We start from the raw sequence: 15331 nt of genomic DNA on the forward strand, positions 1-15331 counted from the left end.
GTCATTAAGGATCGATTAACCCTGTGGTTCTATTGCGTTAAAAGGGCTGCTCGGAGGCACGGAATCGGTGGCGAGCCGCACAAATCAACGGGTTTTGCTGGGATGCGCTCTGCTGTGCGCAGCGGCGTTGCCGTGTGCTGATTCCTCGCGCCTGAGCGCCGCGGAAAGCCAGCCGCAACCCATTGTTGCAGTAGCGAATTTTCCGATCGCCTCCGCCGCCCGGCTGGCCGGGGATGGCAAGCAGACTCGCTTCATTCTCGACCTCGACCAGACCGTCACCTTTCGCGCCGTCACGTTGGCCGACCCGTATCGGGTCGTCGTTGACGTGCCGCAGGTGAATTTTCAGCTGCCCGCGGGGGCAGGGAGCGGGGGGCGCGGACTGGTCAAGGCCTTCCGCTATGGACTCGTCATGCCCGGCGGCTCGCGAATCGTGTTCGACCTGACCGGACCGGCCCGGATCGCCAATTCCTATGTGCTGGAGGCGGCCAACGGCCAGCCGGCCCGGCTCGTGCTGGAGCTGGAGGAGGTCGACCGGACCGCCTTCGTGCAGTCGCTCGCACCCGAACACCGCCCCGAGCTGCGCCCGACCATCGCGGAAGCGCAGCCTGCAACGGCTCCCGCGACGGCAGCCCCGGACTCGGCGGCGCAGCAGAAGGCCGACGGCCGCCCGGTAGTCGTGATCGATCCCGGCCATGGCGGCATCGACAACGGCACGCAGTCGAGCGGCGAGAGCGAGAAGAACCTTGTGCTGGCCTTCGGGCTGGCGCTCCGCGACAAGCTGGAAAAGGCCGGCAAATACCGTGTGGTCATGACGCGGGACGACGACACCTTCATTCCCCTCAATGACCGGACCAAGGTCGCCCGGAATCTGAAGGCGGCCTTGTTCGTCTCCATTCATGCCGATGCGCTGCCTCGCGCCGAGGGCGATGCGCAGGGCGCGACCATCTATACGCTGTCCGACAAGGCGTCCGACGCAGAGGCACAGCGGCTGGCGGACGCCGAAAACCGGGCGGATGCGATCGCCGGCTTCAACCTCGCCGAAGAGCCGACCGACGTCGCCGATATCCTGATCGACCTCACCCAGCGGGAAACCCGCACCTTTTCAAACCGTTTCGCGCGCCTTCTGATGGGCGAGATGAAGTCGACGGTGAGGATGCACAAGCATCCCCTGAAGTCGGCGGGCTTCCGGGTGCTGAAGGCGCCGGATGTGCCCTCGGTGCTGGTCGAGATCGGCTACGTCTCAAATAAAGGTGACCTCGAGCATTTGGTCTCCGAGGGCTGGCGGTCCCGTGCCGTGGGCTCGATGGCGCAGGCGATCGACGGGTTCCTGACCAAACGGATGGCTACGGCGGGATCGTCGAATTGACGCCCCGGGGATCGTCAAATTGACGACCCAGGGATCGCCGAATTGACGACCTCTGGATCGCCCCAATTGGGCGACCCGGGGATCGTCGAATTGAAGGGGTTTTCCAGTCCCGCCGCAAAAGCCCTAGTTTGGCCACAGCGGGCGCTTTATAAAAATCCCGCAGGGGGTTCCGGAATCGGCGAGAATCCTTGTTCGGCAGGCGTCATAAGTCCGGCACTGATGGTATTGCGTTAGCCGGTGAATTCGCGACGTGAGATTGGCGCCTGTTGGGGGTGCCAGTTTTTTGGTCCGATGGGCTGATACTGGTCTGATCCAGAGTTTGAACGGATAAACACATAATGCGCTTGCTGGTGCGGTTCATGGGCTTCCTGTTCGCCGCGGGAACGGTATTGTTCCTTGTCGGTGTCGGGGCCGTGGCAGGCTTGATCTGGCATTTCTCCAAGGACTTGCCCGACTACTCTCAGCTTCAGGATTACGAGCCGCCTGTGATGACCCGCGTGCACGCGGTCGATGGCTCGCTGCTCGGCGAATATGCCAAGGAGCGGCGGCTGTACCTGCCGATCCAGGCGGTGCCCAAGCTCGTGATCAACGCGTTCCTGGCGGCCGAAGACAAGAATTTCTACGAGCATGGCGGCATCGACTACACCGGCATGGCGCGCGCCGGCGTGGCCTACATCCAGAACTACGGCTCCAACCGCCGTCCGCAGGGCGCCTCGACCATCACCCAGCAGGTCGCCAAGAACTTCCTGCTGACCAACGAGGTCTCCTTCTCCCGCAAGATCAAGGAAGCCTTGCTGGCGATGCGGATCGAGAAGACCTATTCGAAGGACAAGATCCTCGAGCTGTATCTGAACGAAATCTATCTCGGCCTCGGCGCCTACGGCATCGCGGCCGCGTCGCTGGTCTATTTCGACAAGTCGGTGAACGAGCTGACGGTGGCGGAAGCGTCCTATCTGGCCGCGCTGCCGAAGATGCCGGCAACGCTGCATCCGGTCCGCAATCGCGACCGCGCCATCGAGCGCCGCAACTACGTGATCGACCGTCTGCTGGAGAACGGCTGGATCAAGCAGGCCGACGCCGACAAGGCTCGCAAGGAGCCGCTGGCCGTCACCAGCCGTTCCAACGGCGCCCACACCTTCGCTGGCGAATATTTCGCCGAGGAAGTCCGCCGCGACATCTTCGAGCGCTATGGCGAGAAGAAGCTGTATGAGGGCGGTCTTTCCGTCCGCACCACGCTCGATCCGAAGATCCAGGTCATGGCGCGAAAGGCCATGGTCACGGGCCTCGTGAACTATGACGAGCAGCAGGGCTATCGCGGCGCCATGAGCAAGCTCGATATTTCGGGCGATTGGGGCGTGAAGCTCGCCGAGATCAAATCGCTCTCCGACATCTCGCCATGGCGCATGGCGGTGGTGCTGGAGACCAGCGACCAGTCTGCCCGCATCGGTTTCCAGCCGAGCCGCGAGCTCGGCGGCGCCGTGAGCAAGCAGCGCGAGACCGGCATCGTCACGCTTGACGGCGTGCGCTGGGCGCGGGCCGCGCAGGGCGGAACCAAGGGCAAGACGCCGACGGCGGTGTCGCAGGTGCTGCAGCCCGGCGACGTGATCTATGCCGATCCGCTCTACAAGGACGGCCAGCCGGTCGAGGGCCAGTACCGGTTGCGCCAGATCCCCGAAGTGTCCGGCGCGATGGTGGCGATGGATCCCTGGACCGGCCGCGTGCTCGCGATGGTCGGCGGCTTCTCGTTCGACCAGAGCCAGTTCAACCGCGCCACGCAGGCCTATCGGCAGCCGGGTTCGTCGTTCAAGCCGATCGTCTATTCGGCCGCGCTCGACAACGGCTATACGCCCTCGACCGTGGTGCTCGACGCACCCATTGAAATCGACCAGGGGCAGGGCGCCGGCGTATGGCGGCCGGAAAACTTCTCCTCGGGCAAATTCCAGGGACCTGTGACGCTGCGCAATGCGCTGCGGCAGTCGCTCAACACCGTGACGGTGCGACTGGCGCAGGACATCGGCATGCCCTTGATCGGCGAATATGCCCGCCGTTTCGGTGTCTATGACGAACTGCCGAACTATCTCTCCTACGCGCTGGGCGCCGGCGAGACGACGGCAATGCGCATGGTCACGGCCTACTCGATGCTCGCCAATGGCGGCCGCCGCGTGAAGCCGACGCTGATCGATCGTATCCAGGACCGCTACGGCCACACCATCTTCAAGCACGACCAGCGCGAATGCCGCGGCTGCGACGCGCCGGGCGGCTGGAAGAACCAGCCCGAGCCGCAGCTGATCGATCGCCGCGAGCAGGTGCTGGACTCCATGACCGCCTATCAGATCACCGAGCTGATGGAAGGTGTGGTTCAGGCCGGCACCGCGACCGTGGTCAAGGCGGTCGGCAAGCCGATCGCCGGCAAGACCGGCACCACCAACGAGGCCAAGGACGCCTGGTTCGTCGGCTTCTCGCCCGATATCGCCGTCGCCATCTATATGGGCTACGACAAGCCGCGTCCGCTCGGCAAAGGCAACGCCGCGACCGGCGGCCATCTCGCGGCTCCTATCGCGCGCGACTTCCTCCAGCTCGCGCTCGCCGACAAGCCCGCCGTTCCGTTCAAGGTCCCGGCCGGCATCAAGCTGGTTCGCGTCGTCGCCAAGACCGGCATGCGCGCCGGCCCCGGCGAAACCGGCGGAACCATCCTCGAAGCCTTCAAGCCGGGCACGGCGCCGCCGGATAATTATTCGGTCATCGGCGTGGCCGACGCCGACGGGCGCGGCGGCATGCCGGCCTCGCAGCAGCAACAGCCGGACTCCGGCTTCCTCATGCGGCCGGGCACCGGTGGGCTGTGGTAGCGGATAACGCCTGATACGGGCGAGACGGGCGGTTGCGCTTTGGCGCTGCCGCCGTTACATCCCCGTCAGGCGCGATGTTCATCGCGCCTTGGGTTTTGCCTTGCTCATGATCTTTCGGGAAGCCGCTTCGCACTTTCCCGGACCATGCGCGCGGCGCGGACCAATTCCGCGAGACCAGAGAACGACATGCGCGCCGAAATCGAACGGTTGGTAGAAGAGATCAAGCAGTCAGTCGGGCTGCTGAGGAGGCATCTTTGACGTCGAGAAATCGACGGCGCGCCTCGCTGAGCTGAACAAGCTCGCAGAAGATCCCAACCTCTGGAACGACCCCCAGAAGGCCCAGAAGCTGATGCAGGAGCGGACCTCGCTTGAGGATTCGCTTGGCGGTATCGGCAAGGTCGAGCAGGAGCTCGAAGACGACATCGGCATGATCGAGCTCGGCGAGGCCGAGGGCGATGCCGGCGTCGTGGCTGAGGCCGAAGCCGCCTTGAAGAACCTGAAGAAGGAAGTGGCGCGGCGCGAGCTCGAGGCGCTGCTCTCGGGCGAAGCCGACCGGTTCGATTCCTATCTCGAAGTCCATGCCGGCGCCGGCGGCACCGAGAGCCAGGATTGGGCCCAGATGCTGCTGCGCATGTACACGCGCTGGGCCGACACCCACGGCTTCAAGGTCGAAGTGCTGGAAGAGTCCGAGGGCGAAGAGGCCGGCATCAAGTCCGCGACCATCCAGGTCTCCGGCCACAACGCCTATGGCTGGCTGAAGACCGAAGCGGGCGTGCATCGCCTGGTGCGCATCTCGCCGTTCGATTCCAACGCGCGGCGGCACACGTCTTTCTCCAGCGTGCAGGTCTTCCCGGTCATCGACGACAGCATCAAGATCGACATCAAGGAATCCGATGTCCGCGTCGACACCATGCGCTCGGGCGGCGCCGGCGGCCAGCACGTCAACAAGACCGAATCCGCGGTGCGGCTGACGCACATCCCGACCGGCGTTGCCGTGGTCTGCCAGGCCGGCCGTTCCCAGCACAAGAACAAGGCGCAGGCCTGGGACATGCTGCGTGCGCGTCTTTATGAAATCGAGCTGAAGAAGCGCGAGGAGAAGGCCGCCGCCGACCAGGCCGCCAAGACCGATATCGGCTGGGGCCACCAGATCCGCTCCTACGTTCTGCAGCCCTACCAGATGGTGAAAGACCTGCGCACGGGCGTGCAGACCTCGGACACCTCGGGCGTGCTCAACGGCGAGCTCGACGACTTCATGGCCGCGACGCTGGCGCAGCGCGCCTTCGGCACAACTGGCGCCGACATCGAGGACGTGGACTGACCATGCCCCGCATCGCCTTCATCGGATTGGGGCGGATGGGTCATGGCATGGCCGGCCGCTATCTCGATGCCGGCTTCACGGTGACGTTGTGGAATCGCAGCAAGGCAAAAGCGGAAGACCTGATCGCGCGCGGCGCGCATTGGGCGACCTCGCCTGAAGACGCCGCGATCGACGCCGACGCCGTCGTGACCATGGTGGCCGATGACGAAGCCTCGCGCGCGGTCTGGCTCGGCCCGAAGGGCGCGGCCAAGACCGCCAAGGCCGGCACCATCGCGATCGAATGCTCCACGGTCTCCTACGACCACGCCCGCGAGATGGGCCGCGAACTGAACGCGCGCAGCCTCATTTATCTCGATTGTCCCGTGACGGGTTTGCCGGATGCGGCCGCTGCCGGAAAACTGACCCTGCTGGTCGGCGCCAACGCGGCTGACCTCGATCGCGCGCGGCCCTATCTCGAGCCAATCGGCTCGACCATCCGCCATTTCGGACCGGTGGGCGCCGGCACGGTCTACAAGCTCATCAACAACCTGATGGGCGCGATCCAGATCGCCGGCCTGGCCGAGGGCCTTGCCATCGCCGAGCAGGCCGGGCTCGACATGAACCTCGTGCTGGAATCGATCCAGGCAGGCGTGGCCGCAAGCCCGCAGGTGCAACGCCACTCCAAGCGCATGGTCGCCCGCGATTTTTCCGGCGCGACGTTCACCACAGCACTGCGCCACAAGGATGCGGCCTATGCCGTCAAGCTGGCGGAGAGTCTGCTGGCCGACAAGCCGCTGGTCGCGCGCGCCGCGGTCGAGTCCTACGCGCAGGCGAAGGCGGCGATGCCCGACGAAGATGAGGGCAGGCTGATCGAGCTGGTGTCGCGGCCGAAGAAGCCGTCCTAGGGCGTGGACTCGTAGAGTTCAGCTTAGCAACGCAAAGCGGAAGTCTCCGACTTTGAAGGTGTTCGGCGGCTTGTGACCCAAAGCGGACGCAAAGTGTTGCAGCCTTTTGATCCTGATCAAAGCGCGATTTGGTCGTAGTCTCATAAGTGCAACTGCGAAGTCCCTAATTGCGCACCGTTGAGCCGTCAGTTTCCCCAAAGCTGGCGGCTCTTTCTTTTGCGCGCGGCGGGCGATGCGAAGCCTACCACCTCCGGGGAAATACCTAGGCCCGCAAGATTTGCGCAGGATCAAGTTCGACCACGCCTGAATTGCCTACTTTTCCCGGAATAAACAAGGGAGGCGACAATGCTGGTGCGGACCAATGGGGCAAACCGCCGTCCGATCGACGGACATCTTGCTGCAGTAGCAGGCGATCGCGCCTTTCACAGCGAGTTCAAGTACCGTCGCGGAACAGAGATTTTTGGGGAGGACGAAGATGCCGAGTACGTTTATCAAATCTCTTCCGGCGCAGTGCGTACAAGCAAAATGCTTCCCGATGGCCGCCGTCAGATCAATTCATTCCATTTGCCGGGCGATATGTTCGGCTTTGAAAACGGAGCGACGCATCGCTTTACCGCTGAGGCAATCATTGAAACTGTCGTGAGTATCACGCGGCGATGCAATGTTGTGGGGGCTATGACGAATCGAGAGAAGGACGCAATGAACCTGTTCGGCTTTGTCACGCAGAACCTTGCACATGCCGAAAATCACATGCTCCTCCTGGGTCGCAAAACAGCGCTGGAGAAAGTTGCCGCGTTCCTACTGGAAATGGACGAGCGACAGTCCCACCCGAACATATTGATCCTGCCGATGAACCGCCGCGACATCGGGGATTATTTAGGGCTAACTCTGGAAACCGTCTCACGCGCATTTTCCACATTGCGAGACGTGCAGCTCTTACGTTTCGATGGGGCGACACAACGACGGGTCAAGCTGCTAGACCTAGAAGGACTTGTACTGCGTTCCGCCTGATTTCAGGTATTGGCCCAAAGCGTCAGTTTGCGTGGCGCAAGACCATGTCCTGAGTTGGGGGTAAAGCCGACCTGCCGGTTGAGCGCCCGGACTTCTCACTTTGACCCAAAGCGGCCCCTGCAGCCAATATCGCTCGCGCCTAAGCTATCACGGCCTCCACGATGCTCGCACCCGAGTTGGTCGGCACGACCCGGGTTAATCGGAAACCTCCCTTGCCCAAGAGTGACGCGTATTCGACTTCGGTTCGCTCCTGACCTCCCATATTGACGAGCATGGTCATGTCGAGCATCTTCCCTGGATGCGGTATGTCGCCGATGGGCAGTACCATTTCAACGAGGAGCAGACGCCCGACCGAATTAATTGCCTTGCGGACATTGCCGAGGATAGTCAGACACTGATCCTCATTCCAGTCGTGGATGATGTGCGAAAGGACGTAGGCGTCAGCGCCCGCGGGGACGCTCTTGAAGAAATCGCCAGGCTCAATCATCACTCTGTCGCTCACGCCTCTGGCTTTGAGCAAATTTGGTGCATCGGTCACAACGTGCGGCCGGTCGAACAAAATGCCGCGCGGCCCGGCATGTTGAGATAGGACAGCCGCCAGCATGTTGCCGGTCGCGCCGCCGACGTCCACAATGGTACTGAAGACTGAGAAATCATAAGCCGTGGCAACCGCAGCAGGCTCCTGATTATGGATGCCGACCATCATCTCGCTGAATAGCGATGCTTCCTCGGGATGATGAGCAAGGTAGTCGAAAAACGCGACGCCTTGCGCCCTTTCAAACCCGGGTCGTCCCGTTTCAATGGAATAGACAACGTGGTCCCAACCACTTTGAGACGACGGGTTGCCGGAAAAAATTACGGATGCTCGTGCCGAGCCGGGCGCGCCGGTTTTCAGAGCCTCACCCAATGCGGTGAGGGCAAAGCGTTGTTCAGTGCGCTCGGTCAGAATGCCCAGGCTCGCCAGGGCACGCATCAGCCTGTGCAATGAAGGCGCATGTACGTGCAACAGTCCGGCAAGTTGTGCAGCACTCTTCGGTCCGGAGGCGAGTTGATCTGCCACCCCCAACTTGGCCGCCGCGTAGACGGTTCTCGCGACGACGTGGGCACGACCCATTTGAATTAATTGAATGTGCGGCGGAGGTTTGTCCGGCCCGGTAACTGACATAACCACTACCCTCAAAGACGAGCAATATACAAGACAATCCAGGAGCGGGCTACTTCAGCCAATGGCCATTCCGCGAAGTGGCGGCATCGCTCCACGAGGTCCGCTTGTCGAGGCATGGCGAACGAGATTTGTTCAGGTTGAGTTCTTCGCATTTTGACCCATCTCGGCCATAAAAACGCGACGGACATCATCCCCGTTGCCCATGCTTAGGAACCAACCTCGCTAAGAATTTCGTCCCCAATATCCTTCGTCAGCCGGTCGGGAATGCCCGGCGGGTGCTTGATCTCTGGCGGAATCGGCGAGACATATTTGTAGTCACCACGGCGGCGCACGAGATCGGCTTTCGCCGCCTTGCGCAAGTCGGCATTGGTCATCAGATCGTGTCCAATGCCTGCCATGATTTTTGCCGACGCGATGGATGCCTTGTCGCCGATAGACATGCCGCCACACGCCGTGACACCCCAGGTGTGCAAGGCAATACCGAGCGGGAGTGTTGGCCAGCCGAAAACCGACAATGGCGTGTTGAAGCTGACGTCGCCGCAATCCGATCCGCCACCCGTCGTCTTTTCCCCGATTATCGGGGCGACAGCCGTGGCTAATCCTTTTTCCGGCAACGTCATCTCTTTCTGAATGGTCTTCGCAAAGGCCTGCTCTGCTTCTGTCCATTCGATCGGCGTCGCCTTCATGTGCCGATGTGTCAGCGCGATCAGTGTATCATTCGGAAGGATCTGGTGAACGCCGGTGAACACCTGGAATTCCGCTTTGGTCTGGGTCATCTGGGCCGCACCTTCGGCAATGCCCTTCGCCCATTCAGTGAGCTCCACCACGTTCTGGCGATTCTTGTCCCGGATGGTCAGGAGCATTTGCGCAAAATCCGGCACGATGTTCGGGGAGAGGCCGGCTTTTTCGTAGACGTAGTGCATGCGTACGGTCGGCTCCACATGCTCGCGCATGAACTGTATGCCAATGCCGAATAATTCCGCCGCCTTCAGTGCGCTGCGCCCCTGCCACGGTTCTACGCCCGCATGCGCAGTCCTGCCAAAAAACTTGATGCGAATGCCATTATTTGCAGCCGTGGACACGGCGCCTGTGACTGCAACTGGCGCTGGATGCCATGACAAGGCGGCATCGACATCGTCAAAGAGTCCATCCCGCGCAAAATAGGCCTTTACGGCGCCACCTTCCTCGGCGGCACAGCCAAAGACCAGAATCGTGCCAGGCGTCTTGTCCTGTTCCATCATTTTCTTCAGCGCGATGGCGGCGCCCGTGCACCCGGCGCCCAGCATATTGTGTCCGCAGCCATGTCCGACTTCAAAGCCGGTCGGCCCAGGTGTCTTGCGCGGTTCGGCTGCGTTGCCGAGGCCAGGGAGGGCGTCATACTCAGGCAGGAAGCCGATCTTGGGACCGCCCGATCCCTGGCTCCATTCCGCGAGAAAGGCGGTCGGGATATTTGACGTTCCGGTGGTCACCTTGAAACCGGCGGCCTTCAACTCGCGGACATGAATCGCCGCCGACTTTTCCTCGACAAAAAGACCCTCGGCGTTCGTCCAGACCTCGCGGGAAATGCGCAGAATTATGTCGCGCGAGCTCTCCACGGCTGTCGCAGCATTGGCTGCTGAAGATGGAGGAGGGACAGCGGATGCGGTTGCTACGGGTGCCGCCTGCGCCAGGACCGGTCCGACCGAACTGATGCTGCTTGCTCCGATACCGGCTGCACCAGTCGCGAGAAATGTTCTGCGATCAACGCCGGCTTTGTTATTCGTATTTGCGGCCATTTGTGCCTCCTAAGGGCATGTATGCCTCTGAGGCACAGACTTGAGCCTGCCTGCTTCACGTCAAGACTGATTGATCCATCTCAAGGAAGCAGTCGCGCCACGCCGACGACCGCTTCTGGCCCTTAGCTGACCAACTGGTGCGACCTGGCCATGTCCGCCATTGAAAGCTGAACGGACAAGGCGCCGCCTCCGCGCGGGCTGATCGGGTTTACGAGTACACGCCCTGGCCGGCCAGCATCGCGTGGGACAAATTCGATCGCCCAATTCATTGCCGGCATCTGTTTCGTAAACCGGCATTCATCGGAAATCGGGTGGCACTGTTCGCCGCGTGGTCCTAGGCCAGCGGGCTCGACCGCCGATGTGAGAGCCCATGCCCCCAATCGACGACAGGATTCACGCGCGAGACTGGTCGCTGCTCGCGGTACTCTCGATCCTCTGGGGCGGCTCGTTCTTCTTCAACGGCGCGGCCTTGCGGGAATTGTCGCCGCTGACGCTGGTGTTCCTGCGCGTCGCGCTCGGTGCGGCCATTCTCCTGCCGCTGTTGCGCATGCAGGGGATCAGCTTTCCCGATAGCATGTCAGATTGGACGCCGTTCATCGTGATCGGGCTGTTCAACAATGTCATCCCGTTCTCGCTGATCGTGGCCGGGCAGACTTTCATCCCGAGCGGACTGGCATCGATCCTGAATGCGACCACGCCGATATTCACGGTACTCGTGATGGCCGCGGCGGGCGAAGAGGCCTTGCAGGCGCGGCGCGTGGCCGGCGCTGCGCTCGGCCTTGCCGGCGTGATCGTCCTGCGCGGATGGGGCCTCGAGACGAGGCCGGGGCAGGGGCTCGGCATCCTGCTCTGCCTTGGCGGCGCCTTCAGCTACGGCTTTGCCGCACTGGCCGCGCGGCGAATGCTGAAGGACTCAGCTCCGCTGGCTACGGCGACGTTTCAACTGATGGCGTCGACGGTGATGATGGCGATCGTCGCCGGCGTGGTGGAGCAGCCGTGGCATCTCCCGATGCCGGGCCTGACGACCTGGCTCGCGGTGCCTGGCCTCGCGGGCCTCTCGACGGCGCTCGCTTACATCGTCTTCTTTCAGATCATACGGCGCTCCGGTGCGACCAATGTCATGCTGGTGACGCTGCTCATTCCCGTCACCGCCATCCTGCTGGGAGGGCTGGTGCTAGGTGAGCCGATCTCGATGCGGGAGATCGCTGGTGCCATCGTCATCGGCAGCGCGCTGCTCGTGATCGATGGACGCATTTTCAACGTGCTGCGGCGCGTCACGTAAGTTCCGGCTTCTCCGTTTCACCGCGCGGAAAATCGATGCGCTTGCCAGCCGCGAACGGCCTTGCGACACTCCCCACAAAACAAGACTACAAAACAGGGGAGAGACCGATGCCGGGTCGTCGCGAAAACCTTGCTGCCCTCGCCATTCTTGCCGGCGTGCTCGTCACGACACCGGCCTCGGCGCAGAAGAAATACGACCCCGGCGCCAGCGACACCGAAATCAAGATCGGCAACATCATGCCCTATAGCGGACCGGCGTCGTCCTATGGCGTGATCGGCAAGACCGAGGCCGCCTTCTTCAGGATGATCAACGATCAGGGCGGCATCAACGGCCGCAAGGTCAATTTCATCAGCTATGACGATGCCTATTCGCCGCCGAAGGCGATCGAGCAGGCCCGCAAGCTGGTCGAGAGCGACGAGGTCCTCTTGATCTTCCAGCCGCTCGGCACGCCCTCGAACTCCGCGATCATGAAATACATGAACGCCAAGAAGGTGCCGCAGCTCTTCGTCGCCTCCGGCGGCACCAAGTTCGGCGACCCCAAGAATTTCCCCTGGACCATGGGATTCCAGCCGAACTATCAGAGCGAGGGACGAATCTACGCAAAATACATCCGCGATCATTTCCCCAACAGCAAGATCGCGGTGTTCTGGCAGAACGACGACGCCGGCAAGGACCAGTTCAAGGGATTGAAGGACGGGCTCGGCGACAAGGCCAACATGATCATCGCCGACAAGTCCTACGAGGTCAGCGATCCCTCGATCGATTCCCAGATCGTCGCCTTGCACGATTCAGGCGCCGATATCTTCTTCTCGTGGGCCGCGCCGAAGGGATCGGCGCAGGCGATCCGGAAGGTCGGCGAGCTCGGCTGGAAGCCGAAATTCTTCCTCGCCAACACGGCCACATCCATTGCGTCGGTGCTGAAGCCCGCCGGGCTCGACTATGCCAAGGACATCATCTCGACCGCCTATCTGAAGGACCCGACCGATCCGACCTGGGACAAGGATCCGGCCGTGGTGAAGTGGCGCGAATTCATGGATAAATATTACCCCGACGGCGACAAGGCCAACGCCAACAACATCTACGGCTACGTGCAGGCCGAGGCGATGGCGCAGGTGCTGAAGCAGTGCGGCGACAACCTCACGCGCGAGAACGCGATGAAGCAAGCCACCAGCCTGAAGAATTTTCACACCGACCTGATGCTGCCCGGCATTATGGTCAACACCTCAGCCGACGACTACTTCCCGATCGAGCAGATGCAGCTGATGCGTTTCAACGGGCAGGCCTGGGAGCTGTTCGGCGAGGTCATCACCGGCGAGGTCGGCCACGAGCGCAGTCAGTAGTCAGGGCTATAAACGCTCCTGCCAGGGCTTAGCCCGCGCTGAGACGCACGCCGGCGCGCAGGAATTTCTGCGGATCGACCGCTTCGCCCTCGATGCGGGTCTCGTAATGCAGATGCGGACCGGTCGAGCGACCGGTCGACCCGACCAGACCGACGACCTGGCCGATCTTTACGATCTCGCCGACCTTGACGTTGATCTCGGAGAGATGGCCGTAGCGGGTCGAAAGCCCGTTACCATGGTCGACCTCGACCATGCGGCCGTAACCGCCGGACCAGCCGGCGGACACCACCTTGCCGTTGGCGGTGACGCGAACCGGATCGCCGGTGGCGGCGCGGAAATCGAGCCCGGTATGCATCGCGGGCCGACCGAGGAAGGGATCGCTGCGAACGCCGAAGCCGGAGGTGAATTCGACCTCGCCGATCACGGGCTTGCGATAAGGCACCAGCGCCAGCGTGCGATTGAGACGGTCCATCTCGGCGCGCGTGGTGTTGATGCGTGAGAGCTGCTTCTCGAACGGTCCGGCGTTCGCCGTCAGTTTGACCGGTACGAATGGACCGCCCATCGCGGTGCGCGGCACGGCGGATTCGAGATTGGCGAGATTCAGGCCGAGATCGCTGACGACACCGCGCATCCGGCGCATCCGTGAATCCATGCTTTCCTCGACGGCGCTGAGCGCCGCCATCTGGCGCCGTTCCACCTGGTCGAGCGAGGTCGTGAGCCGGACCAGGACGTTGTCGAAACCCTGGTTCTTGGCGAACTGGTTGGTTGGGGGAGTGGCAACAGTCGGAGCGCGCGACTCGAGGCGCGCCTCACGGTCCGGCGGTGCCACGAAGATCACGGTGTCGCTGATCGGCGAGGGTTTTGGCGTCACCTGGCTCGAATCGCCGCGCTGAGGCGTCGCGCGCGGAATCGAGCCGGTTACATCAGGCATGGCTCCGAGCGCCGTGGCCCGGGACTCCAGCGCCGTCTGGCGCTTCATGATCTGGTCGAGTTTCTGGTCGAACTGTTCCTGGTCGAGCAGCTGGCGGCTGGTGGTCCGGTCGACCTTGGCGCGCAACTCCGCGATGCGGTCCTCATAGGCGTACTGCATCTCGGCCTGGCGGGCGATCAGCCGGGTCAGGACGTCGTCACGGAACGCGAAATAGGTGGCGGTTGCCGCCGACCAGAGACCGAGCAGCACCACCGTACCGACCACGATCCAGAACACCACGGGCCCGAAGCGGACCTGCTTGCCGGCATGGACGATGGTGTAGGCGTCGTCGGTCGCGGGAAGGGGAATCGCTGCAGCTGCCGCAAGGGCGGGACGGCGTTGGAAGGCCCGTCCGTGGTCGTGAGGATGATGTTGGGCGTACTGCGAATATTGGGCAGAACTTTTCGACATCGGCACTCCCGCGCCGGTCGGATGAGTCCGTACGGCCTAATTGCCGCAGCAATCTGGGCCGGTCATGGTTAATTTTCCGGAAATGGGAATGCGCGAATTCAATGAACTGGTTAAAGACTTCTTGCCGCTTCCAGCACCTCGTGGGCATGGCCGTCGACCCGCACGTTGCGCCAGATCCTGGCCAGTTTGCCATCGGCTCCGACCAGTATCGTGGTGCGAAGAATTCCAAGGAAGCTCTTGCCATACATCGACTTTTCGCCCCAGGCGCCATAGGCTTCAAGCATCCGGTGCGTCTCATCCGAGATCAAGGGGATACCGAGGCCGTGCTTGTCGCGGAATTTCTCCTGGGCCTTTAACGGATCGGCGGAGACGCCGAGCACGGCGGTGCCGGCAGCGGCGAAGGCGCCGGCCAGGCGGGTGAAGTCGATCGCTTCCCGGGTGCAGCCCGGGGTGTCGGCGCGGGGGTAGAAGAACAGCACGAGCTTTCGGCCGGCATAGTCCGCCAATGTGACGACGTCGCCGCCGTCGCGGGGCAGGCGGAAAGCGGGGGCCTTCTGGCCCTCGGTCAGGCCGGATTTCGCCTTCGCGGGCGGGGATGCCGATTTGGAGGAATTTAACTGTTTCGATGCGGCCCCATGTGATCCTGGTTTTGCTAAGGTCCCGGTTGATTTGCTCGCCGGTGTCCGCGGTGTTTTCGCGGACTTGGCCGGAGTCGAGGCCTGCGTCTTGAGGGCCTTCTTTTTAGCCGTCGGACTGCCGGAGGGCGTTTTGGACGATTTCGTTCGGGATTTCTTGGACATACGCCTTCCTTTCGACGCTTTCGGCGGGTCAATCGAAACGGTATTGCAGCTCTCGTCCGGCGTGCCGGAATCGCGCCCTCGGCTGGGCAAGTCTCGCGGCGCTGGAGTATGGTTACAAGGAATTCCACGCACCACCCCACTGCTCGTTGAACGCGCTCCCGGG

At 62.4% G+C, this 15331-nt stretch carries 11 protein-coding genes; 7 read left to right on the forward strand and 4 right to left on the reverse strand.

Annotated features, from left to right (window positions below):
* The first annotated feature begins 67 nt into the window (after nt 1-67).
* The 5 genes from CIT39_RS16220 (at nt 68) to CIT39_RS16240 (ending at nt 7425) form a co-directional block, all read left to right on the forward strand.
* Complete coding sequence (locus CIT39_RS16220) at nt 68-1366, forward strand: N-acetylmuramoyl-L-alanine amidase (protein ID WP_094974353.1); 1299 nt, start codon at nt 68-70, stop codon at nt 1364-1366.
* 338 nt (nt 1367-1704) lie between these two features.
* Entirely contained in the window at nt 1705-4212 is a 2508-nt protein-coding gene (locus CIT39_RS16225; protein WP_094974352.1) for a penicillin-binding protein 1A, read from the forward strand.
* Between the two features lie 186 nt (nt 4213-4398).
* A protein-coding gene (gene prfB, locus CIT39_RS16230; protein ID WP_101635035.1) for a peptide chain release factor 2 occupies nt 4399-5530 on the forward strand; the annotation gives its coding sequence in 2 pieces (ribosomal slippage) (nt 4399-4467 and nt 4469-5530; 1131 coding nt in all).
* A gap of 2 nt (nt 5531-5532) precedes the next feature.
* Nucleotides 5533-6414, forward strand: coding sequence for an NAD(P)-dependent oxidoreductase (locus tag CIT39_RS16235; RefSeq protein ID WP_094974350.1), 882 nt, complete (start codon nt 5533-5535; stop codon nt 6412-6414).
* Nucleotides 6415-6759: 345 nt separating this feature from the next.
* The gene (locus tag CIT39_RS16240) at nt 6760-7425 is read left to right on the forward strand and encodes a helix-turn-helix domain-containing protein (protein ID WP_094974349.1); all 666 of its coding nucleotides are present in this window, start codon (nt 6760-6762) and stop codon (nt 7423-7425) included.
* A 139-nt stretch (nt 7426-7564) separates the two neighbouring features.
* Here the strand turns inward: CIT39_RS16240 and CIT39_RS16245 are convergent, their stop codons facing one another.
* Together CIT39_RS16245 and CIT39_RS16250 are read right to left on the reverse strand one after the other, a co-directional pair.
* Nucleotides 7565-8590 (reverse strand): methyltransferase, encoded by a 1026-nt coding sequence (locus CIT39_RS16245; RefSeq protein WP_094974348.1) that lies wholly within the window; start codon nt 8588-8590, stop codon nt 7565-7567.
* A gap of 206 nt (nt 8591-8796) precedes the next feature.
* Complete coding sequence (locus CIT39_RS16250; protein ID WP_094974347.1) at nt 8797-10365, reverse strand: amidohydrolase; 1569 nt, start codon at nt 10363-10365, stop codon at nt 8797-8799.
* Nucleotides 10366-10735: 370 nt separating this feature from the next.
* Between CIT39_RS16250 and CIT39_RS16255 the strand changes: the two genes are divergently transcribed.
* Nucleotides 10736-11647, forward strand: coding sequence for a DMT family transporter (locus CIT39_RS16255; RefSeq protein WP_094974346.1), 912 nt, complete (start codon nt 10736-10738; stop codon nt 11645-11647).
* A gap of 107 nt (nt 11648-11754) precedes the next feature.
* Nucleotides 11755-12987 carry an ABC transporter substrate-binding protein gene (locus tag CIT39_RS16260; protein WP_094974345.1) on the forward strand — a complete coding sequence of 411 codons (1233 nt, stop codon included), beginning with the start codon at nt 11755-11757 and terminating at the stop codon, nt 12985-12987.
* 28 nt (nt 12988-13015) lie between these two features.
* Here the strand turns inward: CIT39_RS16260 and CIT39_RS16265 are convergent, their stop codons facing one another.
* Nucleotides 13016-14368 carry a M23 family metallopeptidase gene (locus tag CIT39_RS16265; protein WP_181955156.1) on the reverse strand — a complete coding sequence of 451 codons (1353 nt, stop codon included), beginning with the start codon at nt 14366-14368 and terminating at the stop codon, nt 13016-13018.
* A gap of 110 nt (nt 14369-14478) precedes the next feature.
* Entirely contained in the window at nt 14479-15168 is a 690-nt protein-coding gene (locus CIT39_RS16270) for a peroxiredoxin (protein ID WP_094974343.1), read from the reverse strand.
* Nucleotides 15169-15331: the final 163 nt, after the last annotated feature.

It is taken from the genome of Bradyrhizobium symbiodeficiens, assembly GCF_002266465.3.
In the GTDB taxonomy this organism is placed as follows: Bacteria; Pseudomonadota; Alphaproteobacteria; order Rhizobiales; family Xanthobacteraceae; genus Bradyrhizobium; species Bradyrhizobium symbiodeficiens.

What these genes read in the sequence shown, in the direction of transcription:
- CIT39_RS16235 (WP_094974350.1), top strand. Translation starts at nt 5,533, where the DNA reads ATGCCCCGCATCGCCTTCATCGGATTGGGGCGGATGGGTCATGGCATG.
- CIT39_RS16225 (WP_094974352.1), top strand. Translation starts at nt 1,705, where the DNA reads ATGCGCTTGCTGGTGCGGTTCATGGGCTTCCTGTTCGCCGCGGGAACG.
- CIT39_RS16245 (WP_094974348.1), bottom strand. Translation starts at nt 8,590, where the DNA reads ATGTCAGTTACCGGGCCGGACAAACCTCCGCCGCACATTCAATTAATT.
- CIT39_RS16240 (WP_094974349.1), top strand. Translation starts at nt 6,760, where the DNA reads ATGCTGGTGCGGACCAATGGGGCAAACCGCCGTCCGATCGACGGACAT.
- CIT39_RS16265 (WP_181955156.1), bottom strand. Translation starts at nt 14,368, where the DNA reads ATGTCGAAAAGTTCTGCCCAATATTCGCAGTACGCCCAACATCATCCT.
- CIT39_RS16255 (WP_094974346.1), top strand. Translation starts at nt 10,736, where the DNA reads ATGCCCCCAATCGACGACAGGATTCACGCGCGAGACTGGTCGCTGCTC.
- CIT39_RS16260 (WP_094974345.1), top strand. Translation starts at nt 11,755, where the DNA reads ATGCCGGGTCGTCGCGAAAACCTTGCTGCCCTCGCCATTCTTGCCGGC.
- CIT39_RS16270 (WP_094974343.1), bottom strand. Translation starts at nt 15,168, where the DNA reads ATGTCCAAGAAATCCCGAACGAAATCGTCCAAAACGCCCTCCGGCAGT.
- CIT39_RS16250 (WP_094974347.1), bottom strand. Translation starts at nt 10,365, where the DNA reads ATGGCCGCAAATACGAATAACAAAGCCGGCGTTGATCGCAGAACATTT.